This is a genomic window from Sphaerisporangium sp. NPDC049003, assembly GCF_043197795.1.
In the GTDB taxonomy this organism is placed as follows: Bacteria; Actinomycetota; Actinomycetes; order Streptosporangiales; family Streptosporangiaceae; genus Sphaerisporangium.
The window spans coordinates 1-21,637 of sequence record NZ_JBICTU010000008.1 but is presented as its reverse complement, the minus strand read 5'-3'; the positions used below and the strand labels follow the sequence as shown (position 1 = coordinate 21,637).

General features: G+C 69.5%; 18 protein-coding genes. 9 read left to right on the top strand and 9 right to left on the bottom strand.

Annotation, left to right across the window (positions count from 1 at the left end; translation table 11 throughout):
* Positions 1-117 precede the first annotated feature (117 nt).
* Positions 118-2,109 (bottom strand): hypothetical protein, encoded by a 1,992-nt coding sequence (locus ACGFIV_RS10615; RefSeq protein WP_358550557.1) that lies wholly within the window; start codon positions 2,107-2,109, stop codon positions 118-120.
* A gap of 113 nt (positions 2,110-2,222) precedes the next feature.
* Between ACGFIV_RS10615 and ACGFIV_RS10610 the strand changes: the two genes are divergently transcribed.
* Both ACGFIV_RS10610 and treS read left to right on the top strand, forming a co-directional pair.
* Entirely contained in the window at positions 2,223-3,965 is a 1,743-nt protein-coding gene (locus ACGFIV_RS10610; protein ID WP_358550555.1) for an asparagine synthetase B family protein, read from the top strand.
* A 307-nt stretch (positions 3,966-4,272) separates the two neighbouring features.
* Positions 4,273-5,961, top strand: coding sequence for a maltose alpha-D-glucosyltransferase (gene treS, locus ACGFIV_RS10605; RefSeq protein WP_358550553.1), 1,689 nt, complete (start codon positions 4,273-4,275; stop codon positions 5,959-5,961).
* A gap of 39 nt (positions 5,962-6,000) precedes the next feature.
* Here the strand turns inward: treS and ACGFIV_RS10600 are convergent, their stop codons facing one another.
* The 3 genes from ACGFIV_RS10600 to ACGFIV_RS10590 all read right to left on the bottom strand — a co-directional run bounded on the left by ACGFIV_RS10600 (position 6,001) and on the right by ACGFIV_RS10590 (position 9,658).
* Positions 6,001-8,277, bottom strand: coding sequence for an ABC transporter permease (locus ACGFIV_RS10600; RefSeq protein ID WP_392833884.1), 2,277 nt, complete (start codon positions 8,275-8,277; stop codon positions 6,001-6,003).
* Between the two features lie 28 nt (positions 8,278-8,305).
* Positions 8,306-9,052, bottom strand: a complete 747-nt coding sequence (locus tag ACGFIV_RS10595) for an ABC transporter ATP-binding protein (RefSeq protein WP_358550549.1) — start codon at positions 9,050-9,052, stop codon at positions 8,306-8,308.
* A 99-nt stretch (positions 9,053-9,151) separates the two neighbouring features.
* Positions 9,152-9,658, bottom strand: coding sequence for a PadR family transcriptional regulator (locus tag ACGFIV_RS10590; RefSeq protein ID WP_358550547.1), 507 nt, complete (start codon positions 9,656-9,658; stop codon positions 9,152-9,154).
* A 131-nt stretch (positions 9,659-9,789) separates the two neighbouring features.
* Here ACGFIV_RS10590 and ACGFIV_RS10585 point away from each other — a divergent pair, with 131 nt between their 5' ends.
* From ACGFIV_RS10585 to ACGFIV_RS10560, 6 genes are all read left to right on the top strand, one after another.
* On the top strand, positions 9,790-11,049 hold the full coding sequence (locus ACGFIV_RS10585; protein WP_392833879.1) for an ABC transporter substrate-binding protein: 1,260 nt from the start codon (positions 9,790-9,792) through the stop codon (positions 11,047-11,049).
* Positions 11,050-11,141: 92 nt separating this feature from the next.
* Positions 11,142-12,461, top strand: a complete 1,320-nt coding sequence (locus ACGFIV_RS10580; protein WP_392833876.1) for an ABC transporter substrate-binding protein — start codon at positions 11,142-11,144, stop codon at positions 12,459-12,461.
* A gap of 11 nt (positions 12,462-12,472) precedes the next feature.
* Positions 12,473-14,014, top strand: coding sequence for an ABC transporter permease subunit (locus tag ACGFIV_RS10575; RefSeq protein ID WP_392833873.1), 1,542 nt, complete (start codon positions 12,473-12,475; stop codon positions 14,012-14,014).
* Positions 14,011-14,913, top strand: coding sequence for a carbohydrate ABC transporter permease (locus ACGFIV_RS10570; protein WP_392833871.1), 903 nt, complete (start codon positions 14,011-14,013; stop codon positions 14,911-14,913). Before ACGFIV_RS10575 ends, ACGFIV_RS10570 begins: the two co-directional genes overlap by 4 nt.
* A 90-nt stretch (positions 14,914-15,003) precedes the next feature.
* A complete protein-coding gene (locus ACGFIV_RS10565; protein ID WP_392833868.1) occupies positions 15,004-15,483 on the top strand; it encodes a hypothetical protein in 480 nt (159 codons plus the stop codon).
* Between the two features lie 41 nt (positions 15,484-15,524).
* On the top strand, positions 15,525-16,202 hold the full coding sequence (locus tag ACGFIV_RS10560; RefSeq protein ID WP_358550535.1) for a uracil-DNA glycosylase: 678 nt from the start codon (positions 15,525-15,527) through the stop codon (positions 16,200-16,202).
* A 75-nt stretch (positions 16,203-16,277) separates the two neighbouring features.
* On the opposite strand, the gene ACGFIV_RS10555 is transcribed toward ACGFIV_RS10560, so the two are convergent.
* The 5 genes from ACGFIV_RS10555 to pgm all read right to left on the bottom strand — a co-directional run bounded on the left by ACGFIV_RS10555 (position 16,278) and on the right by pgm (position 20,476).
* Positions 16,278-16,625, bottom strand: coding sequence for a hypothetical protein (locus ACGFIV_RS10555; RefSeq protein WP_392833863.1), 348 nt, complete (start codon positions 16,623-16,625; stop codon positions 16,278-16,280).
* 72 nt (positions 16,626-16,697) lie between these two features.
* Positions 16,698-16,868: a hypothetical protein gene (locus ACGFIV_RS10550; protein WP_392833860.1), complete on the bottom strand. Its 171-nt coding sequence runs from the start codon at positions 16,866-16,868 to the stop codon at positions 16,698-16,700.
* Positions 16,869-17,129: 261 nt separating this feature from the next.
* Positions 17,130-18,113 carry a hypothetical protein gene (locus ACGFIV_RS10545; protein WP_392833858.1) on the bottom strand — a complete coding sequence of 328 codons (984 nt, stop codon included), beginning with the start codon at positions 18,111-18,113 and terminating at the stop codon, positions 17,130-17,132.
* Between the two features lie 495 nt (positions 18,114-18,608).
* A complete protein-coding gene (locus tag ACGFIV_RS10540) occupies positions 18,609-18,779 on the bottom strand; it encodes a hypothetical protein (protein ID WP_392833855.1) in 171 nt (56 codons plus the stop codon).
* A gap of 41 nt (positions 18,780-18,820) precedes the next feature.
* Positions 18,821-20,476 carry a phosphoglucomutase (alpha-D-glucose-1,6-bisphosphate-dependent) gene (pgm, locus tag ACGFIV_RS10535; RefSeq protein WP_392833853.1) on the bottom strand — a complete coding sequence of 552 codons (1,656 nt, stop codon included), beginning with the start codon at positions 20,474-20,476 and terminating at the stop codon, positions 18,821-18,823.
* Positions 20,477-20,755: 279 nt separating this feature from the next.
* On the opposite strand from pgm, the gene ACGFIV_RS10530 reads away from it, so the two are divergent.
* A complete protein-coding gene (locus ACGFIV_RS10530; RefSeq protein ID WP_392833850.1) occupies positions 20,756-21,526 on the top strand; it encodes an SAM-dependent methyltransferase in 771 nt (256 codons plus the stop codon).
* The last annotated feature ends 111 nt before the right edge of the window (positions 21,527-21,637 follow it).

Below are 21,637 nucleotides of genomic sequence, written 5' to 3'. Positions count from 1 at the left end.
CCTGAGCCGGGGGCCGTTTCTGGAAATACACGAAACGATCCTGAAACAGCAGGTTTTTCCGTACGGACCGACATAGAAGAATCGGCGCATGAGGGGCTCACGCCGAGCACGGGAGAATCAGATCATGGCAAGGGGTTCGGCGGGGAGATAGCCGGTGAGGGTGGAGGAGGCCAGGAGCCTGCTCTCGGCGGCGCCTCGGACGCACACATACGAATAGCGGTCGGCCGAGTAGACGCGGATGCCGTCAGTGCGGCACTGGCGCATCAGCACGTCGTCCCATTCTTCCGAAACATCGGCGATGCCCAGATCGACCAGAGTCTGGCGGCGGCCCAGCAGCGTTCCGCCGGCGAGCTCGGGCAGGAAGCGGTGCTCGGCGCCGGGCCGGCGCAGCAGCGTCGCCCCCGTGGCCGGGATGTGCGCGTAGAACGAGGCCTTGCCGAGGATCTCGGCCTCCACCGCCGAGAAGTACCGCGCCAGGTCGGCCAGGTGGTGCTCGCCGTACAGGTCGCGGGGGTCGAGGACGGCGACGAGGTCTCCGTCGGCCAGCCGGAGCGCCCGGTCGAGCGCGGCGCCCCGGGTCACCGGCGAGCCCGTGTCACGTACCACCACCTCACCGCCGTACACCGCTCGCGCGGCCTTCTCGACTACGGCGGCGTCCAGGCCTTCGGCCACGATCACGAGCTGGCCGGGGGCATGGGCCTGCCGCCGGAGCTGGGCGAGCAGGTGGTCGAGCTCCGTGGCGTTCGTGACCGCCGTGACGGCCGTGACCGTGGCGGAGTTCCGTACGGAGGGCAGCCCGGCGGTGTCGAGCAGCGGGTCGAGCAGCGGGGTGACCGGGACCGTGGCACGCCAGGCCACGTGGGCTTCCGACGCGCACTCGAAGTCGGCCGCCAGGTACTCGCCGATCGAGTCCACGGCCCGCCGCAGCGAGGCCTCGTCCCCGGCGACCGGGGCGGCGAGCTGCATGATCGGGGTGCCGCAGGCGTACAGCTCCTCCACGGTCCGCGCGTCGGCGTCCGGGCCGGCGAGCACCATCGAGACCGAGCGGTACGCGGTCAGCAGGTCGTCATAGGTCGCCTTGTCGGTGATCAGCGGTCGCCATCCGGTGTCCGGCGGCGGGTAGCCCAGGACGGCGGTGCCGAGCAGCCCGACGCCGGCCCGTGCGGTGGCCGCGGGGATGAGGTTGTGGACGCGGGGTTGCACGGCGTGGGAGAGGATCCCGACGCGGTCGTGGCGCAGCGCGGCCCGCCACTCGCGCGCCCTGGCCTCCGAGGTCGCCAGCACGTGGTCGAAGAGCGAGGCCACGGGCACGCTGGTCGAGATCGGGCCGCCGGAGTGCCAGAACATCGTCCGGATGCCCCTGCGGCCGCACTCCTCGACCAGGTCGCGCAGGCCCCGGGACCGTCCGGCGAGCTCCTCCAGCCACCGCCCGCCGTTGCCCTGCCGGGGCCCCGGCCGTACGGACTCGACGAACAGCAGGTGGGGCCGGTGCTCGTCCAGCATGGCCCGCCAGTTGTCGGGCCCGAAGTTGGTGACCTGGCGCCACTCGTAGCGGAACAGGGCCTCGGACTGCCGGTCCACGATGGCGGCCACGGTGAGGTACGGCCGCGCGAGGGGTCCCTTGGGCACCACGAAGCCCTCGGCCATGGCCGTGGACACCACCGGCCCCGCCGTCTCGGGGACGACCGGAGCGACGGGCGGGACCTCGACGGGCGGCGGGACCGGCGAGAAGTCGGACCGCCTCGGCGCCGGGCGCTTGCTGACAGGGGTGCGGAGGGTGCGGGCGACCTCGCCGGGCTTCTTGGTGTGGATGGCGTCGCCCAGCTTGGACCACCGGCTGGCCTGCACGGATTCCAGGCGCCACTGGGCCACCTCTGTCTGGTAGCGCTGCTCGGCGAGGCTCTTCGCCAACTGCGCCGCCTGCCGCTCGGCGGCCTTCAGCCGGGCCTCGGCCTCCCGCATGCGCGTCACGGCCTCGGCCTCCGACACGGCGGCCCGCGCGAGCCGTTCCTGGTAGTCGGCCAGCAGGCGGGTGAGCTCGGCGGCGCCGGAAGCCGCCGCCACGGCCGCTTCGAGAGCCGACCGGGCGCTCTCCAACTCTTCACTCATGCCATCACCGTGTCCCCAGACGTCGAGCAAGAATAATCGCAGATCTGGGCCGACCATCTCGAACCCCGACAAGTCCGTACACTCGGCAGGTACTCGCTGAGGGGGGAGATCCAGTGCGCAAGGGCAAGTGGCCGGAGTACGCGGCGCGGCCGTACGTCTGCGGTGCGATCGGGGCCTACGACCCGGCCAGGCTGGAACTGCTCCGTGAGGCGGGCCCCGAGGTGCGCGAGGTCCACCGTGCGCCGGACGCGGCGCTGCTGAGCTCCTCGCCCCTCGCCCCTTACGGCGACGACAGGCGCCTCCCCCCGGACGGCGGCGGCGATCGCCCCGCTCCGGACGGCGGCGACAGGCGCTTCGCCGCGGACGGCGGCGGCAGGCGCTTCGCCTGGGCGGAGCGGCGGCCGGCGGAAGCGATGTCCTGGTGGGCGGCGGGCGAGACGTGGGAGACCCCCGGGCTGATCGACGAACCCGGTGCCGTCACCCTGCACACGGGCGCGTTCGGGCTGATCGACGTCTACTACCTGTCCGACGGCGACGCGATCTACTTCGCGGGCAACATCGAGCCGCTGCTGGCGCTCGCCCGCAGGCCGTACGAGGTCAACTGGGACGCCTGGGCGGCCATCCTCAAGCTGACCTACCCGCTGCTGGAGGACACGCCCTACCGGGAGGTCAGGCGGCTGCCCGGTTCGACCGCCCTGATCTGGTCGCGCTCGGCCCGCAGGATCACCGTGGAGAAGCGGACCCCCCGGTGGGTGCGGGAAGAGCCGTTCGACCGGGGCGTCACGGCCGGGGACATCGTCGCGCTGCTGCACGAGGCGCTCAAGCCCTTCGACGACCGGCCGCTGCTGGTGCCGGTGAGCGGCGGGTACGACTCGCGGCTGCTGGCCTCGGTGGCGACGGCCCGCAAGATGGACGTCGAGTCGTGGACGACCAGCCCGGACGACGGCCTGGACAACGACATCGACTTCGCCCGCTACATCACCCGCGAGCTGGGCATCTCCCACCGGATCGTCCCGCAGGACCCCTCCGCCTACCCCGGCGAGGCGCGGTGGGCGGCGCGCAGGCTGGAGTACCTGACCAGCCACCACGCCTGGTACTCCCCCTTCGCCAGGGAGGTGCACCAGGCGGGGCGTGCGGTCGTGGACGGCCTGGCGGGCGGGCCGCTGATGAAGAACTTCCTGATCACCGCGGACGCGGTGGGCGCCGGATCCTCCGCCGACAGGCAGGCCGCCCTGCTCGCCGCCCTCGCGACCGGAGAGCCGCACCTGCCGATGCTGTCGGAGCCCGCGCTCGCCTTCGTGGACGACCGGGTCGGCGCGGCGTTCTCCCAGGCGACCTCGATGCTGCGCGGCCACAGGTCGGAGCTCCCGCTGAGCGTGCTCCACACCCGTACGGCCCGGGGGATCGCCCGCTCCCCCGTGAACCTCGTCGGCCCCGAGGCCACCCCGGTCTTCCCCTTCCTGTATCCGGACTTCTTCGACGCCACGCTGTCGGTACCCGTGGAACGGAAGGAGGGCGGGAAGTTCTACCGCGAGATCCTCCGCGCGGCGAACCCGCGCGTGGCGGCCCTTCCTTCCACCAACGGCGCGCTGCCGCACCGCCGGGTGCCGCTGCGGTCCAGCGGCCCGGCCGCCCGCGAGTGGAACCACCGGATGCTGCTGAAGGCCGCGACCGTCCGGGGGCTCATGTCGGAGGGGATGCTCGACGTGATCGCCGGCGGGCCGGACGCGCTGACCGCCTTCGGCTCGTGGAACTCGCGTTTCTGGCTGCGGGGTCTGGTGCTTTTCGGTTCCTGGCTGACGGACTACGAGGACGTGCTCGGCGACCTCACGCCACCGTGGCCGGGCACGCCGTGAACCCCTTTGCCACCCGCCCCGGAACCGCCTTCCGACCTGCGGAGACACGGAGGGTACGCGGGGCGTTACGTGGGCGATCTCGGGACTGTGACCGATTACGCGGTTGGGACGCTGCCCGTCCCAGGCTGATCGTCTTCGGATGACCCTTATGGCCTGCTAGTCTTCCGCGAAACAGCGCCGAAACACGCTGCGCACCGAGCCACCCCTTCGGTGCCGACGTGGGGCGGGAGCCGCAGGGATGACGGCTCCGACGGCGCGAGCCCCCTTGTGTTTGCACCGCCCTACTCTCTTGATGCGAGCGATACCTATGAGCGCTTCACCATGCCCGGAATCCGTTTCTGAAGACTTCATCTCGTCCGACCCCCGGTGGTACAAGAGAGCCGTCTTCTACGAAGTGCTCGTGCGCGGCTTCCGTGACTCCAACGGCGACGGGACCGGGGACCTGCGGGGTTTGATCGAGAAGCTCGACTACCTGCAGTGGCTCGGCGTCGACTGCCTGTGGCTGCTGCCGCTGTACGAGTCGCCGCTGCGCGACGGCGGCTACGACATCGCCGACTACATGAAGATCCTCCAGGAGTTCGGCGACCTCGGGGACTTCGTGCAGCTGATCGAGCAGGCACACCAGCGGGGCATCCGCATCATCACCGACCTGGTGATGAACCACACCAGCGACAAGCACCCCTGGTTCCAGGCGTCCCGGCACGACCCGGCCGGGCCGTACGGGGACTTCTACGTGTGGTCGGACGATCCCACCCGCTATCCGGACGCTCCCATCATCTTCGTGGGCGCCGAGGAGTCCAACTGGACCTACGACCCGGTGCGCGGCCAGTACTACTGGCACAGGTTCTTCCACCACCAGCCCGACCTCAACTACGAGAACCCGGCCGTTCAGGACGCGATGCTTGAGGTTCTGAGGTTCTGGCTCGACCTGGGCATCGACGGCTTCCGCCTGGACGCCGTGCCGTACCTCTTCGAGCGCGAGGGCACCGCGTGCTCCGGCCTGCCGGAGACCCACGCCTACCTCAAGCGGGTCAGGGCCGAGGTGGACCGCCTGTACCCCGACCGGGTGCTGCTCGCGGAGGCCAACGGCTGGCCCGAGGACGTCGTGGAGTACTTCGGCGACCCGACCGTGGGCGGCGACGAGTGCCACATGGCGTTCCACTTCCCGCTCATGCCGCGGATCTTCATGGCGGTGCGCCGGCAGTCGCGGGAGCCGATCTCGGAGATCATGTCCCGCACCCCCAAGCTCCCCGAGACCGCCCAGTGGGGCATCTTCCTCCGCAACCACGACGAGCTGACGCTTGAGACGGTCACCGAGGAAGAGCGCGACTACATGCACGCGGAGTACGCCAAGGACCCGCGCATGCGGGCCTACCTGGGCATCCGGCGCAGGCTCGCCCCGCTGCTGGAGAACGACCGCGACCAGATCGAGCTGTTCACCGCGCTGCTGCTGTCCATGCCGGGCTCCCCGGTCATGTACTACGGCGACGAGATCGGCATGGGCGACAACATCTGGCTGGAGGACCGCGACTCGGTCCGCACGCCGATGCAGTGGAGCCCCGACCGCAACGCCGGCTTCTCCAGCGGCGACCCCGGCCGCCTCTACCTGCCGGCCATCATGGACCCGATCTACGGCTACCAGGCCGTCAACGTCGAGGCCCAGATGAAGAGCGGCTCGTCCCTGCTGCACTTCACCAAGAAGATGCTGGAGGTGCGGCGGAGGCACCCGGTGTTCGGCACCGGCGCCTACACCGAGCTGTGGTCGCCGAACTACAGCGTGCTGGCGTTCGTCAGGGAAGAGGGCGACGACCGCATGCTGTGCGTCAACAACCTCTCCAAGCACCCCCAGCCGGTGGAGCTGGACCTGCGGCGGTTCGCCGGCATGACGCCGGTGGAGTGCCGGGGCGACGTGGCCTTCCCCGTGATCGGTGAGCTTCCCTACCTGCTCACCCTGCCGGGGCACGGCTTCTACTGGTTCTCGCTCACCGAGCGCTGAGACGGCGCGCGGAAACGCGACGCACCGGCCCGGTGACCCTCAGCGGGGGGTCACCGGGATCCGGGCGCGGGCGGCCCTGCGAGCGGGGATCAGCGCGACCAGCAGGGCCGCGCCGACGACCGTCACGATCGCGACGAGCAGGGCCAGCGGCGCCGGCGAGCGGCCGATGCCCGCCCCGATGCCGCTTGAGGCGCCCTGCAGGTCGATCAGCCCCGACGACACCAGGGCCCCCGCCGCCGCGCCCGCGCCGACGCCGAGCACGGCGAGGAGCCCCGTGCCGGTCACCAGGGTCGCCATGACCTGGCGCGGGGTCAGCCCCATGGCCTTGAGCACGGCGAGGTCCAGCGCGTGGTCACGCAGTCCGAGCGCGCTCGCCGTCAGCAGGTTGGCCAGGCCGAGCAGTGCCAGCACCACCACGAGCGCGACGATGATCACCCGGATGACCGAGAGCCGGTCGGCCGGGTTCACCACCTGGGACACCTCCAGCGACCGCGCCTGGAGCCGTGACCGTACGGCCGCGGGGTCGGCCCCCTGGCGCAGCACGAGGCCGTAGAACTGCGGCGGGAGGGCGTCCTTCGGGGCGAGGCTGTCGATCGCCACCGAGAGCACCTCACCGTCCTGCTCGGGCTCAAGGACGCGCCCGACGATGCGCACGATCAGGGGCGTGCCGCCGATCGTCAGCCGCGTGCGGTCGCCGATGCGCACGTTCAGCAGGTCGAGCAGGCCCTGGCCCGCCACGGCCTCTCCCCGGTCGCGGTACGGGCGTCCCTCGACGACCGAGAAGGGGTAGGGGTCGGTGATGGTGCCGATCGCCCTGGTGCGCACGGTGCGGGTCTGCCCGGGGACCAGCGCGTCCACCTCGGCCCCGGGGTAGGCGGCCACCACGTCCGCGTCGGCGAGCGCCACCCGGTTGGCCCTTTCGGAGGTGAGGCTTCCGGGCCGTACGGTCAGCGCGGCGGCCTGGCCGACCTGCTCCGGATGGCTCTTGAAGGCGTCCAGCGACGCCCAGCAGCCCAGGCCGATGGTGATCATCATCATCGGGATCGCGAGGCCGAACGACGTCAGCAGGGCCGGGAGCCTTCGCGTGAAGGCGTCCCTGGCCCCGAGCACCAGCGCGGGCGGCAGCCGTACGAGAAGGGCCAGCCGGGCCATGCGCGACAGGTGCCCGCGTGGCGGGGCGGCCGGGGCGGCGGGGATCGGCGGCGTGCGGCCACCGCGCCACGCGGGCAGCCAGACGGCCACCAGCACCACCAGGGCCGTACCGAGGGCGATGGCCAGCAGCGGGGCCGAGGAGAGCGGGACCACCACGGTCTCGGCCAGCGCGTACACGGTGATCAGCCGCCCGCAGACCACGCCGAGCACGATGCCGGCCAGCCCGAGGGTGCCGTGCTCGGCGAGCAGCATGCGGACGACCTGGCGCCGGGTGAATCCCAGCGACTTCAGCGTGGCGATGTCGCGCTGCTGAGTGAGCACCCGGCCGCCGGTCGCGTTGGCGATGGCAAGGGCCGCGGCCACGAGCCCGGCGACGCCGAAGAGCGCGAGCAGCACCCCGAGCAGCCGGTTGTCCAGCGCCATGGAGGCCTGGACCTCGCGCCAGGTGGACACCCGCTGCACCTGGCCCGCGAGCTTGGTGATCGTACGCTGGACGATCAGGGAGGTCGCCGCCGGGTCGGCCAGCCGCAGCCCGGTCACTGACTCGCTGCGCCCGAGCGCGGGCTCCACCTGGTCGAGCGTCCCGGCGAGCGTCCAGGCGAGCCCGGGGGTCCACTCGGGGTAGAAGCCCTGGTCGCCGCTCTCGGCGAGCCCGGTCACCCTGAGCGCGTGCGTGGCGCCGTTGAGGCCGATGACCGTGAACGAGCCGCCGGGGCGCAGGCCCGTCGCCTGCGCGAACGACCGCTCCACCACCACGCCCTCCGGGTCGCCCGGGTCGAGCCAGCGGCCCTCCCGCACGAGGGGACGACCCACCGCGGGAAGCACGGCCGCCATCTCCTGGAGGGCGACCGGGGTCTTCTTCCCGCCCTGGACCAGCGTCGCGGGAGCGCTGCGGTACGGCCCGGCCACATCGGTGACGCCGTCGAGGGCCCTGAGCGTCGCGGGGTCGGGGGCGTCCTTGGTGTGGATCCACACGTGGGCGCCGTCGCCACGTTCGAACAGGCCGCGCCAGGGGTTGGTGCCGTCCTCCAGGAGGGTGGCGGCGGTGATGAGCGCGCTGACGATGCCGGCCACCGCGAGCACCGTGAGCAGCGCCTGTGCCCGCCTGGCCCGCAGGTCGGCGCGGATCCACCGGTACTCGGCCCTGGTCGTGCTGTGACTCATCGAGCCTCGCCGTGCCTCATCGTCTGCCCTATCCCCGCAACTCGACCACGTCGCCGGCCCCGCCCTTGGGGCGGCGGCGGACATGGCCGACGGCTCCGTCGTCGACGATCTGGCCGTCGAGGAGGGTCACCACCCGGTCGGCCAGCCCCGCCACCCGGGCGTCGTGGGTGACCATGACGATCGTCTGGCCCTGCCGGTGCACCTCGGCGATGAGGCGGAGCACGTCGCGGGTGTTGCGGCTGTCGAGGTTGCCGGTGGGCTCGTCCGCCAGCAGCACGTGGGGGTGGTTGGCGAGCGCCCTGGCCAGCGCGACCCGCTGCTGCTCGCCGCCGGACAGCTGGGCGGGGGCGGCGTCGGCCTTGTCGGTCAGCCCCAGCTCGCTGAGGAGGTACTCCCTGCGCTCGCGGGCGTGCTTGGGGGACGCGCCGCCCAGCAGCGCGGGAAGCTCGACGTTGTCGGCGACCGTCATGTTGTCGACGAGGTTGAAGAACTGGAAGACGAAGCCGATCTTCTGGCGGCGCAGGATCGCCCACGCGCTCTCGTTGAGGGTGTCGGCGCGCCTGCCCTCCACCCAGATCTCCCCGCTGGTGCGCGTGTCGAGGCCGCCGAGCATGTGGACGAGCGTGGACTTGCCCGAGCCGGACGGGCCCATGATCGCCACGAACTCCCCGGGCTCGACCCGCAGGTCGATGCCCCGCACCGCGGGCACGGGCAGGCCGCCGGTCTGGTAGATCTTCACCAGGTTCACCGTGTGGATGGCACTGGGCGCGGTCACCGCGGTGGTTCCCTGTGCATGGCGTGCATGGTGTGCATGGCGATCGCTCCGCTCACGCGGGATGAGGGCGCCGTTGCCCTCACCCGCGACTTCACTCAGTCAGGCCAGGTCCTCCTGGCAGCGTTCCAGCCAGTCCAGGTCCGCTTGGAGATGGAGCATGGCACCTTCGATCAGCAGCTGCGCGGGGCGGTTCTCCCGGTCGGTCTGCTGGGCGAGTTCTACCAGATCGCGCATGATAGCGAGATAATGCCGGCGCTGCCGGTTGATCAGCGCCATGCGGTCGGCGATACCGGTCAGGGGCGCGAGCACGAGCTTCATGAAGAACTCGTCCCTCACCCTCGGCCCCTCGGTGGGCGAGTCGACCCACTCGTCCAGGGCCTCACGGCCCTCGGCCGTGCAGTAGTAGACCTTCTTGTTCGGGCGGTTCGACTGCTCGACGTCGACGCTGCGGACCAGGCCGTCCTTTTCGAGCCTGCCCAGCGTGACGTAGATCTGCCCGATGTTGGGGGAGGGGTAGGCGGAGCCGAACACCTGCTCAAGGGCCTGTTTGAGCTCGTACCCGTGGGCAGGTTCCTTTGACAGGAGCGCCAGCAAATGGAGCCGCACGCCCCACCTCCCTCGGGCTTCACGTTACCTGAGTGTTACGGGGTAATCCGTTGACGTTCACATTATCGCTATGCATAACATGCATGCATCTACATAACACGCATGTAACCTAATCAAAACCCGGAGGACACGTGCGACGCTTGGCTCCCCTTCTGCTGGCGGCGGTGCTGCTCAGCGGCTGCGCGGGGCTCGGCGAGCGCCATGAGGTCCAGAGCGGGGACACGGACGGCACAGGTCCGATGACCTTCGCGACCGGGCGTGACACGACCGGCTACATCCAGCCGCTGATCGACCGGTGGAACCGCGCGCATCCCAGGGAGCAGGTCACCCTCCTTGAGCTTCCCGAGGCCGCCGACGAGCAGCGCGCGCAGATGGTCGCCAACCTCCAGGCCAGGAGCGAGCGCTACGACGTGCTCGGCCTGGACGTGGTCTGGACGGCGGAGTTCGCCGACGCCGGCTGGATCGTGCCCCTCGACCGGAGCATGTTCCCGCTCGACAAGTTCCTTCAGCCGGTCGTGGACACGGCTCTCTACCAGGGCAAGCTCTACGCGGTGCCGTACACCAGCAACGCGGGGCTGCTCTACTACCGCAAGGACATCTTGGACGCCGAGCACCTCAAGCCGCCCAAAACCTGGGCCGAGCTGCGCGACCAGGCCACCCGCCTTGGCAAGAAGTACAAGCTCGAAGGCTACGCCGGGCAGTTCCTCCCCTACGAGGGCCTGACCGTCAACTACGCCGAAGCCGTGCAGTCGGCGGGCGGCCAGATCCTCAGCCCGGACGGCACCAGGGTCACCCTCGACCTCGCGAGCGCCAGGACCGGACTCGACTTCCTGGTCGACGGCGTCCGGCAGGGCTGGATCCCGCAGGACGCGCTCTCCTTCAAGGAGGAGGAGTCGCGGCTGGCGTTCCAGCAGGGCGAGTTGCTGTTCGCCCGCAACTGGCCGCACGCGTACGGCCCCGCCACGCGGTCGGGCATCGCGGGCAAGTTCGCGGTGACGCGGCTGCCCGGCCTCACCGGGCCGGGGTCGAGCACGCTGGGCGGGCTGAACCTGGCCATCAGCGCGTACTCCAGGCACCAGAAGTCGGCGCTGGAGTTCATCCGCTACTTCACGGGCCTTGCGAACGAGCGGAGCGTGCTCACCGACGGCTCCTTCCCCCCGGTGTGGTCGGAGCTGTACGACGACCCCGCCCTCATCAAGCGTTATCCCTATCTCCCGGTGCTCAAGCAGAGCATCATGTCTGCCCGGCCGAGACCGGTCAGCTCCAAATACGACCAGGTCAGCCTGGTCATCTCAAGCGCCGTCTCCGACGCGCTCAACCTCAGGAAACCCAGCGACGAGACAGTCGCCTCCCTGAAGCAGCAACTCAGCGAGATCATCCGCACCCAATAGGCGGGGGCGATCCCCCCGCCCATCATCCCGAATCACCTCATCCCAAAAAAAACTCATCCTTCATTTCGGGGCCTTCAACAGGAGGTAGCACCATGCGTGCCAAGACGACTGCGGTGGTGGCCGGGCTCATGCTCGCGGCCGCCGCGTGCGGCGGTCAGTCCAGTGACACCACCACCCCCTCGGGCAGCGCCAGCGCTCCGGCCGCCAAGTCCCTGGCCGGTACGACGATCGAGATCGCGGCCAAGTGGACCGGCGACGAGCAGAAGAGCTTCCAGAAGGTGCTCACCGCCTTCGAGGAGAAGACCGGCGCCAAGGTCACCTACGCCTCGACCGGTGAGGACACCGGCGCCTACCTCGGCCCGCGCATCCAGGGCGGCAACCCGCCGGACGTCGCGGTCCTGCCGCAGCCCGGCCTCGTGCAGCAGTACGCCGACCAGAACTCCCTCAAGCCCCTGTCCAGCGAGGTCCAGGCGCAGATCGACCAGAACTACACCCCGTACTGGAAGAGCCTCGGCTCGGCCAACGGCCAGGTGTACGGCGTGCTGGTCAAGGCCGCGCACAAGTCCCTGATCTGGTACCGCGCCCCCGCGTTCGACGACGCCGGCACCCAGCCCGCCACCACGTGGGACGAGCTGATCGGCAAGACCGCGCAGGCCCTGGCCGACTCCGGCACCGCCCCGTTCGCCCTCTGCGGCGCCTCCGGCTGGACGCTGACCGACCTGTTCGAGAACGTCTACCTGTCCACCGCGGGCCCGGAGAACTACGACAAGCTCTCCAAGCACGAGATCCCGTGGACCGACCCCTCGGTGACCACGGCCCTGGAGAAGATGGGCCAGATCTTCGGCAAGAAGGAGTTCATGCTGGGCGGCTCCTCCGGCGCCCTGCAGACCGACTTCCCGACCTGCGCCACCCAGGTCTACGGCCAGAAGAAGGCCGCCATGGTGATCGAGGCCGACTTCGTCGCCTCCTCGGCCGCGCAGTCCGGCGCGAAGATCGGCGAGGACGCCAAGATCATGCCGTTCCCCAAGGCCGGCGACACCGCCCCCGTCGTCCTCGGCGGCGACGTCGCGGTGGCGATGAAGGACTCCAAGGGCGCCATGGCCCTGCTGGAGTACCTCGCCTCCTCCGAGGGCGGCTCGATCTGGGCGAAGAACCCCGGCTACCTCTCCCCGAACCGCAACGTCTCCCCCGACAACTACCCGGACGACCTGACCAAGCAGCTCGCGCAGACGATCATCTCCGCGGGCGATGCCGTCCGGTATGACATGTCCGACCTGGCGCCGAGCGCCTTCGGCGGCACCGACGGCAAGGGCGAATGGAAGGCCCTCCAGGACTTCCTGCGCAACCCCAAGGACATCAAGGGCACGCAGGAGAAGCTTGAGGCGGACGCCGCCAAGGCCTGGAAGAAGTAGGGGCGAAGGCCGTGACCGAACGGTTGGACGGCCCGCAGACCCCGCGTGGCGACGGCGAGACCGCCGTCGCCCGCGGGGCCTCCCCCGGACCAGACGCGACCACAGAGGCGGCGGGTGGCACCACGCCCGCCGAAGCGAGACCATCCGGCACCCCCCACCCCGTCCTTGAGGACGTCGCCACCGGCGAGGACGGGACCACGAGCGGCGCTCCCCCGGCGATCGTCACCGGCGGCCCCGCCGCGGCGAAGGCCGCCTACGGCGGCTCGGGCAACCTCGGTCCTTCCCCCAAGGTCGCCGTGTTCTTCCTGCTCCCGGCGTTCATCCTGCTCGGGGCATGGGTGGTCTATCCGATCATCTACTCGATCATCCGCAGCCTGTACGACGCGAACGGCGGCACCTTCGTCGGACTGGACAACTACGGGGCCATCTTCAGCGACTCGGGCACCCTGAGCACGATCAGGAACAACCTGATCTGGGTCGTGGTGGCCCCCAGCCTGGTGACCGTACTCGGCCTCATCTTCGCGGTGCTGACCGAGCGGATCCGCTGGGCCACCGCCTTCAAGCTGATCGTGTTCATGCCCATGGCGGTGTCGCTGCTGGCCTCCGGGGTCATCTTCCGGCTGGTGTACGAGCAGGACCCCGACAAGGGCGTGGCGAACGCCATCATCACCTCGGTACACGACGTGTTCGCCCCGAGCAGCGGCTACCCCGGCGCCCGGCCCCGCGAGAACGACCAGGCGCCCGTGCTGGTGGACAAGGGCGCGGTCGTCAGCAGGCAGCCCGCCCAGGCCGGGCAGCAGGTGCTCATCCCGCTGGTCGGCATGAAGCCGGACGCCCTCCCGTCCGGCGCCGCCGCCGCCAAGCCCGCGTCCGCGGCGCCGGGCGAGATCGCCGGCACGGTGTGGCTCGACTTCACCCCGGGCGGCGGCACGGCCAACCAGATGGACGGCAACGAGAAGGGCCTTCCGGACGTGACCGTGGAGGCGGTCTCCGGCGGTGCGGTCAAGGCGACCACCACGACCGCTCCCGACGGGAGCTTCCACTTCGCCGGACTGCCGGCCGGCTCGTACGACGTGAGGCTGCCGCAGTCGAACTTCGCCCAGCCGTTCTCGGGGGTCACCTGGCTCGGTCCCGCGCTCATCACCCCGGCCATCATCGGCGCCTTCATCTGGGTTTGGGCCGGGTTCGCCATGGTGCTGATCGCGGCGGGCCTGTCGGCCATCCCGCGTGACGCGCTGGAGGCGGCCCGCATCGACGGCGCGACGGAATGGCAGGTGTTCCGGCGCATCACCATCCCGCTGCTCTCGCCGGTGCTCCTCGTCGTCCTGGTCACGATGATCATCAATACGTTGAAGGTATTCGACCTGGTCTTCGTCATCGCTCCGGGATCGGTGCAGCCGAACGCCAACGTGATCGCGCTGGAGATGTGGCGCGTGTCGTTCGGCGGCGGCGGGAACCAGGGCCTGGGCAGCGCACTGGCGATCTTCCTGCTCGTGCTGGTGCTGCCGTTCATGGTCATCAACATTCGGCGGTTCCGGAGGGACCAGGCATGACGACTCTCACCGCGTCCCAGCCGGCCAGGGCCGGCAGCGCGGGCGCACCGCAGCGGGGAGTTCTCGGCAGGGTCGTCGACCGGCTCGGCGGCGGGCTGGTCCAGGTCGTCCTGATCGTGCTGGCCCTGTTCTGGCTGCTCCCCACGCTCGGCCTGCTGGTGGTGTCGCTGCGTGGCGACACCGACAACAACTCCAGCGGGTGGTGGACCTTCCTCACCAAGCCCGCGCAGCTGACCTTCGAGAACTACAGCAACCTGCTGGCGAGCGGGTTCACCTCGTCGTTCTGGAACACCGTGGCGATCACGGTGCCGGCGACCGTCCTGGTCATCGGCATCGCGGCCATGGCGGGGTACGCGTTCGCCTGGATGGAGTTCCCGGGGCGTGACGGGCTGTTCCTGGTGGTCATCGCGCTGCTCGTGGTGCCGATCCAGATCGCCCTGATCCCCATCGCCAAGATGTACGGATTTCTCGGGATTTTTGGGTCGATTCCCGGTGTGGTGTTGTTCCACGTGGCCTTCGGACTGCCCTTCGCCATCTTCCTGCTGCGCAACTTCTTCGTCGGCATCCCCAAGGAGCTGCTCGAAGCCGCGCGCATGGACGGCGCGGCGGAGTGGAAGATCTTCGCGACGGTGGTGTTCCCGCTGGCCAAGCCCGCGGTCGCCTCGCTCGGCATCTTCCAGTTCCTGTGGGTGTGGAACGACCTGCTCGTCGCCCTGGTCTTCGCCGACACCGGCTCCCAGCCGATGACCAAGGCCCTGCAGTCGCAGATGCGGCAGTTCGGCACCAACGTGGACATCCTCGCGCCGGGAGCCTTCCTGTCGCTGATCATCCCCCTGGTGCTGTTCTTCTCCTTCCAGCGCTACTTCGTCCAGGGCCTGCTCGCCGGCTCGGTGAAGTAGGTCGTCTTCCCGGGCGCCCGCCTCTCGGGGGCAGGCGGGCACCCGGGAAATCCCGCCTCCGACACGGGGCGTGACGATATAGTCACGCTCATGGTTGAAGCACCGACACCCCCCGAGGTCGTCGTCAGGGCTCACGAGCTCGACGACCTGCGTGCCCTCCTCGCCACGACCGCGCAGGAGTCGCATCGCACCGCCACAGAGGCGATGAAGCACTCCCACCTGCTCGACGGCGTCTTCAGCGAGCTCAAGCACCTCAAGGACGGCCAGCACGACCTCATCGTGCAGGTCCACGACATCAGCAAGCGCATGGTCAACGTCGAATCCGGGCTCAACGACCTTCGCACCCGGTTCATCGACCTCCGGCTGGATGTCAGCGACATGAAGGCCGAGATGGTCACCAAGTCCGAGCTCGCCGAGGTCCGAGCCGAGGTGACCGAACTCCAAGCCAAGGTATCCGGAATCGAAACCAAGGTCACCGGAATCCAAGCCGAGGTCGCCGAAATCCGAACCGAGGTAGCCGGTACCCACGGCAAGCTCGACCTGCTGCTGGTCCACTTCGGACTCAACTAGTTCCCCGTCCGTCCGCTCCACGGCGCGGCTAAGATCCGGACATGACCGGTCGTCCATTGAACGAAGTCGTCGAATCCGGGTGGGCAACCGCCCTGGAGCCCGTCGCCGGGCGCATCGCCGCGCTCGGCGACTTCCTCAGGCAGGAGATCGCCGAGGGCAGGCAGTACCTCCCCGCAGGGGCCAACGTGCTGAGGGCGTTCCAGCAGCCCCTCGACCAGGTGCGTGTGCTGATCGTCGGGCAGGATCCCTACCCCACCCCCGGCCACCCCGTCGGCCTGAGCTTCTCCGTCGCCCCGGACGTGCGCCCGCTGCCGGGCAGCCTGGTCAACATCTTCAAGGAGTACACCGCCGACCTCGGCTATCCCCCTCCGGGCAACGGCGACCTCACCCCGTGGACCGAGCAGGGCGTGCTGCTGCTCAACAGGGTGCTCACCGTGGCCCCCGGCAAGCCCGCCTCCCATCGCGGCAAGGGCTGGGAGGAGGTCACCGAGCAGGCCATCCACGCGCTCGTGGCCCGGGGCGGCCCGCTCGTCGCCATCTTGTGGGGGCGCGACGCCCGGTCGCTCAAGCCGATGCTCGGGCAGGTGCCGTGCATCGAGTCCGCGCACCCGAGTCCCCTGTCCGCGCGCAACGGCTTCTTCGGCACCCGCCCGTTCAGCCGAGCGAACCAGCTCCTCGACAAGCAGGGCGCCGGCCCCGTCGAGTGGAAGCTCCCCTGACCCGTACGCCCCGCGCTCGCTCACCAAGGTGAGCGAGCGCATCGACCGAGCCGCGCAAGCCCCAGCCTGAGCCCTTCACTTCGGCGAGGGGGAGACCGCCGGACCCACCCGCCACGTCCTGCCGTTGCAGACAGGACCGGGGTAGTCATAACGCTCGCCCTTGTCCGAGGTGGCGGATAGCCGGTCCTCCGGTGGAGGAATGCTGTCGCAGTGGTCGCCCGGCAACGCGATCTGCTTTTGCTCTTCAGGAGGTAGCGTCGCGTACGCGAGGCCGTTCCAGGTCACCACGACGGTGTCCTCGGTGCCGTTGACCACGGTGAACAGCTCGTCCGGCCCGATCTGGCAGGCGCTCAGGGAAACAAGCGCCACGACCATCAACGCGGTCGAGACCGCACGGTTGTCACGGGGTGCTGACAGAGCCATCATCCTCCCTCGAACCGGCAGGCGGCACACTCGTCCGGCCCGGGCCGCCTGCCATGACGACGGTGAGGACCGTTAGGGGACCTTCGGCGAGAAGAACGCCGTGACCGGCACATCGACGAAGCGCGGGTACTGATTCTCGGGGAAGTAGTCGCCGCGCGTCCAGCAGGTGGCGTTGGCCGCGCTCGTGCTCACCGTGTAGGAGATGGCGACCTTGCCGCTGTCCGGCAGGATGTCCTGGTGCACCCGGGCGCCGTACACCGTGGAGTACCCGGGGTTGGTCTGGCCAGCACGGGAACGACCAGGAGTGCCACTAATCGGGTGGTGAACCGGCGGCCTAAAAGGTACACGCTGTTCCCTTCCACGCGGATACAGGCCCTCGGCCGACCCACCACATAGGCCACGGCCGGGCATGGGAGGACGTCCGGACGCCTCACCTCCGTGAGGCCGCCGGCGGAGAGGGCCGAAGATTCGGCCCTCTCCTATGCCGGTGGATGCTGGCGGGTGTCAGTCACCGAGCAGCTTCCTGGCATTGGCCAACTTGATCTGCAGATTCGACTGGAATTTCTTCAGGTCGTCGCCCCGGGCGTCGATGGCTCTCTGCTGCTCCTCGGTTTCGGCGGCGACGCGCACTCCGAGGTAGTTCACCTCAAGCTTGCAGTTCATGTCGGCGGTGGCGGTGGCCTTCTCCTTGTCCAAAAGCGCGCCGCCATCGCGCCGACTGCGCCACTGCGGGTCCTCCCACGCCGCCGCAGGAGTGCTGTAGTCGTAACCGGCCCTCTTCATGTAGGCGCTCCACTGCGCCGCAACTTCGGCCACTCTGGAGTCGTCCTCGGCGCGCTGGAAGGCCTGCCCCTCCAACTGTGTGATCAGCCATTCGTCGTCCGCGGCGACTCCGCGGGTGACGGCCTGCCTGGCCGCGCCGAGACAGCCTCCTTCCGGCACCTGACGGCCCTTGTAGAGGCGCTGTCCCTTGCCCGTGTAGACGCTCTCCTCTTCGGGGCTGATCTTCGAGGAGTGGGTGCTGGACGAAGCGGACGGTGGCTTGGCGCTCAGTTCCGCGTCCGGCGCGCCGGCATATCCGTACTGGGCGGCCTTGGAGGGATCGATGAACAGGTAGCGCCGGTCCTTCGGGAAAGGCGCCGTCTTGGTATGAATCCGCTTCTTCGTGTAGTTCATGAACCCGAAGCCGTTCATGCAGGAGGCGAGGGAGTAACGCACCGCACTCGTCAGGTCCGCCATTTGCTCACCGGTGGGCTTGTACGCGTCAAGCGGTAGTACCGTAGCCTGAGTCGTCAAAAGGCGGGGGATTTGGACGGACGCCTCGGCTCCCGCCCCGGCCTTCACGAACGTGGTCGCCTGCTCGGCGCCGCACGCGGCCAGCGAGGCAGAGGAAAGCAGCACGAGTGCGACTCGGTGCCACCTAGTCCGGTGATTATTGCTCATCATAACCACTGCTCTGTTGCTATCTGTATCGGGGAAATCGGCCATGCCGGGGATCAGCCGCAGCTCCAGGTGAGGGAGCTCGCCTTGTTGTCGAAGCCGAGGTTGACCAGGTTGGGGATGGCGCCGTTCGGATACACGTTGATATACCCGCCCCCCCATCCGACATATTGCCAGAGCGTCGCGGTGCAGCCGGGATCGAAATTCCTAACAGAGCTGGTGCGATTGTCGACGATCTCGGCCGCCTTTCGGCGGGACGGCCAAGTCGGGGCAGCACATGGGAAAGGCCATCCCTCGCCCTGGAAAGCGAGCTGGTGGCCTCATGTGTGCCGTTGGTTGTCCTCCAGCTTCCCGGCCCACATAACGGGGAGGAATCCAGAGCCGCCCGCAACGCCCGAATTCAGAACCCTCCGCTGCCCTGCGCAACCTCGATGGTGCGCTCGGTCAGCCGACCATCCACGTTGGCTCGATCAGACGCCTACGAGACCCCACCCGGGTGCCCTTGGAGAACGGGCGCGCGCTCGGCGTCCATCCAGTCCAGCATCAACTGAAGGCGGCCATCACCGTGGCCTCGATCACCTCATCATCATCGGAGGCATCGGTATGCTGCAAGATCAGCGCGCCCCGCCAATCGCGCGGGCGGCATTGGCGGATGCCCCCTGGCGGCCTGGCGTACCTGCCCGCCAGCTCCGCCTGCAGCGCCTCGTGTAACAACTCGTGACCATAAGGCCAGCCAGGGTTACATGACCGGCGTTTTAGGTGCCCTCGCCCGCTTGGCGGAGGGTCACGCCGACCAGGGCTCGTGCCTCCTCCTGCACCTGGGCGAGGTGGTCCGGTCCCTTGAACGACTCCGCGTAGATCTTGTACACGTCCTCCGTTCCGGACGGGCGGGCCGCGAACCAGGCGTTCTCGGTGGAGACCTTGATCCCGCCGAGGGCGGCGCCGTTCCCCGGGGCGGAGTTCTGGACCGCGCTCACCGGCTCGCCCGCGAGCGTGGCCGCGGTGACGTCGTTCGCCGACAGCCGTGCGAGCGCGGCCTTCTCCTCCCGCGTGGCGGGGGCGTCGACGCGGGCGTACGCCGGTTCGCCGAACCTGCCCACCAGGTCGGCGTAGTGCTCGCTGGGCGACCTCCCGGTCACCGCGACGATCTCCGACGCCAGCAGGGCGAGGATGATGCCGTCCTTGTCGGTGGTCCAGATCGAACCGTCGCGGCGGAGGAACGAGGCGCCCGCGCTCTCCTCGCCGCCGAAGCCCAGCGACCCGTCGAGCAGGCCGCCGACGAACCACTTGAACCCGACCGGCACCTCGTACAGCTCGCGGCCGAGGTCGGCGACCACCCGGTCGATCATGCCGCTGCTGACCATCGTCTTGCCGACCCGGGCGCCGGACGCCCACCCGGGACGGTGGCTCCACAGGTAGGAGATCGCGACGGCCAGGTAGTGGTTGGGGTTCATCAACCCGGCGTCCGGCGTCACGATGCCGTGCCTGTCGGCGTCCGCGTCGTTGCCCGTGGACACCTGGAAGGCCGACCGGTTCGCGATGAGGGAGGCCATCGCGTACGGGGAGGAGCAGTCCATGCGGATCTTGCCGTCCCAGTCGAGCGTCATGAACCGCCAGGTGGGGTCCACCCCGGGGTTCACCACGGTCAGGTCCAGCCCGTGCCGCTCGGCGATCTCCCCCCAGTACGCCACGCTCGCGCCGCCCAGCGGATCGGCTCCGATGCGCACCGATGCCCCGCGGATCGCCTCCACGTCGATCACCGAGGGCAGGTCGTCCACGTACGAGCCGAGGAAGTCGTACCGGCCGGTGGTCTCAGCCGTCACCGCGCGCTCGTACGGGATCCGCCGGACCTCCTTCAGTCCTCCGGCGATCAGCGCGTTGGCGCGGTCCTGGATCCAGGAGGTGGCGTCGGTCTCGGCCGGGCCGCCGTTCGGCGGGTTGTACTTGTACCCGCCGTCGCCCGGCGGGTTGTGCGAGGGGGTGACCACGACCCCGTCCGCCAGGCCGGTGGTACGCCCCCGGTTGTGGGCGAGGATCGCGTGCGACACCGCCGGGGTCGGGGTGTAGCCGTCGCGGCTGTCGATCAGCACGGAGACGCCGTTGGCGGCGAAGACCTCCAGCGCGGTGACACGCGCGGGCTCCGACAGCGCGTGCGTGTCCACGCCGAGGAACAGCGGCCCGTCGACGCCCTGCCGCGCCCTGTACTCGCAGACGGCCTGGCTGGTGGCGAGGATGTGCTCCTCGTTGAACGCGGTGGCGAGGGACGATCCCCGATGGCCGGAGGTTCCGAAGGAGACGCGCTGTCCCGGGCGTCCCGGGTCGGGGTGCAGGGCGTAGTACGCCGTCACGAGACGGGGCACATCCACCAGATCGGACGCCTGCGCCGGCTTCCCAGCGCGCTCGTGCACCATGAGAACTCCTCGTCCCACGCTCGTTCCGGTCAGATGGGCACTACCCGCGTGACATCCGGTTCATACGGCTATCAATCGTCCCGAGGTGCGCCAGGGCCGATGGTACTCAGCCCGTCCGATCAGCGGCCGTCGCCTCCTCGTACTCCGGGTGTCCGACACCATACGATCCGGGCATTTGAACCGGTCTGTAAGGAATGTTTCCGGTATCCTCGAAGCCGCTGCACCACACGCATACGGGGGCTCGTGCGGATGGCGTCGGCGCGAGGCTTGGAGGACGCGATGATCGGTGAGGCCCCGGGTGGAGTCGACGTCCACACGGCGAACTCGGCGCGTATCTACGACTACATGCTCGGCGGCAAGGACAATTTCGCCGCCGACCGCGAGGCGGCCGAGCGGATCGTCAGGGTGTTCCCCGAGTCCCGTGACGGCGTCCGGGGCAACCGGGAGTTCCTCGGCAAGGTGGTCCGCCACCTGGCCGGGGAGATCGGGATCCGGCAGTTCCTCGACATCGGCGCGGGCCTGCCCACCCGGGACAACGTGCACCAGGTGGCCCACTCCGTGGATCCCGCGGCCCGCACGGTGTACGTCGACAACGATCCCGTCGTGTGCGTCCACGGCAGGGCGCTGCTGGCCAAGACCTCCACGGTCGCCATGGTCAACGGCGATGTCCGCAAGCCCGAGGACATCCACGCCAAGGTCTCCCAGACCGGGCTCATCGACTGGAACCGGCCCGTCGGCCTGCTGATGGTGGCGATGCTCCACTTCGTCGACGAACCGCACGAGCACGTGGCCAGGCTCCGCGAGATGGTGGCGCCGGGCAGCTACCTGGCGATCACGCACCTCACCACGACCGGCGAGCGCGGGGACGACACCGAGCGGCTGCGGCAGATCTACTCCCGTACGAACACGCCCGTGCTGCCACGATCCACCGAGGAGATCAACCTCTTCTTCGGAGATTTCGAACTCCTGGACACCAGCCACTTCATCCCGCCCCACCTGATCAGACGCTTCGCGTCCCTGGGCTGGGGCGGGGTGGCCCGCAAGCGCTAGGAGCTGTTTGGAGTTCGGATCATGTGGTTGAGGTGAGGAGCTTCAGCCACATGATCGAGCCTCGGAGGTGGAGTCCGGCCTCGTAGCTTTCCGGGGCTTTGTCGTAGCGGG

Coding starts and splice junctions, on each gene's coding strand:
- ACGFIV_RS10615 (WP_358550557.1), bottom strand. CDS start 2,109: ATGAGTGAAGAGTTGGAGAGCGCCCGGTCGGCTCTCGAAGCGGCCGTG.
- treS (WP_358550553.1), top strand. CDS start 4,273: ATGAGCGCTTCACCATGCCCGGAATCCGTTTCTGAAGACTTCATCTCG.
- ACGFIV_RS10600 (WP_392833884.1), bottom strand. CDS start 8,277: ATGAGTCACAGCACGACCAGGGCCGAGTACCGGTGGATCCGCGCCGAC.
- ACGFIV_RS10580 (WP_392833876.1), top strand. CDS start 11,142: ATGCGTGCCAAGACGACTGCGGTGGTGGCCGGGCTCATGCTCGCGGCC.
- ACGFIV_RS10570 (WP_392833871.1), top strand. CDS start 14,011: ATGACGACTCTCACCGCGTCCCAGCCGGCCAGGGCCGGCAGCGCGGGC.
- ACGFIV_RS10565 (WP_392833868.1), top strand. CDS start 15,004: ATGGTTGAAGCACCGACACCCCCCGAGGTCGTCGTCAGGGCTCACGAG.
- ACGFIV_RS10560 (WP_358550535.1), top strand. CDS start 15,525: ATGACCGGTCGTCCATTGAACGAAGTCGTCGAATCCGGGTGGGCAACC.
- ACGFIV_RS10555 (WP_392833863.1), bottom strand. CDS start 16,625: ATGGCTCTGTCAGCACCCCGTGACAACCGTGCGGTCTCGACCGCGTTG.
- ACGFIV_RS10545 (WP_392833858.1), bottom strand. CDS start 18,113: ATGGCCGATTTCCCCGATACAGATAGCAACAGAGCAGTGGTTATGATG.
- pgm (WP_392833853.1), bottom strand. CDS start 20,476: ATGGTGCACGAGCGCGCTGGGAAGCCGGCGCAGGCGTCCGATCTGGTG.
- ACGFIV_RS10530 (WP_392833850.1), top strand. CDS start 20,756: ATGATCGGTGAGGCCCCGGGTGGAGTCGACGTCCACACGGCGAACTCG.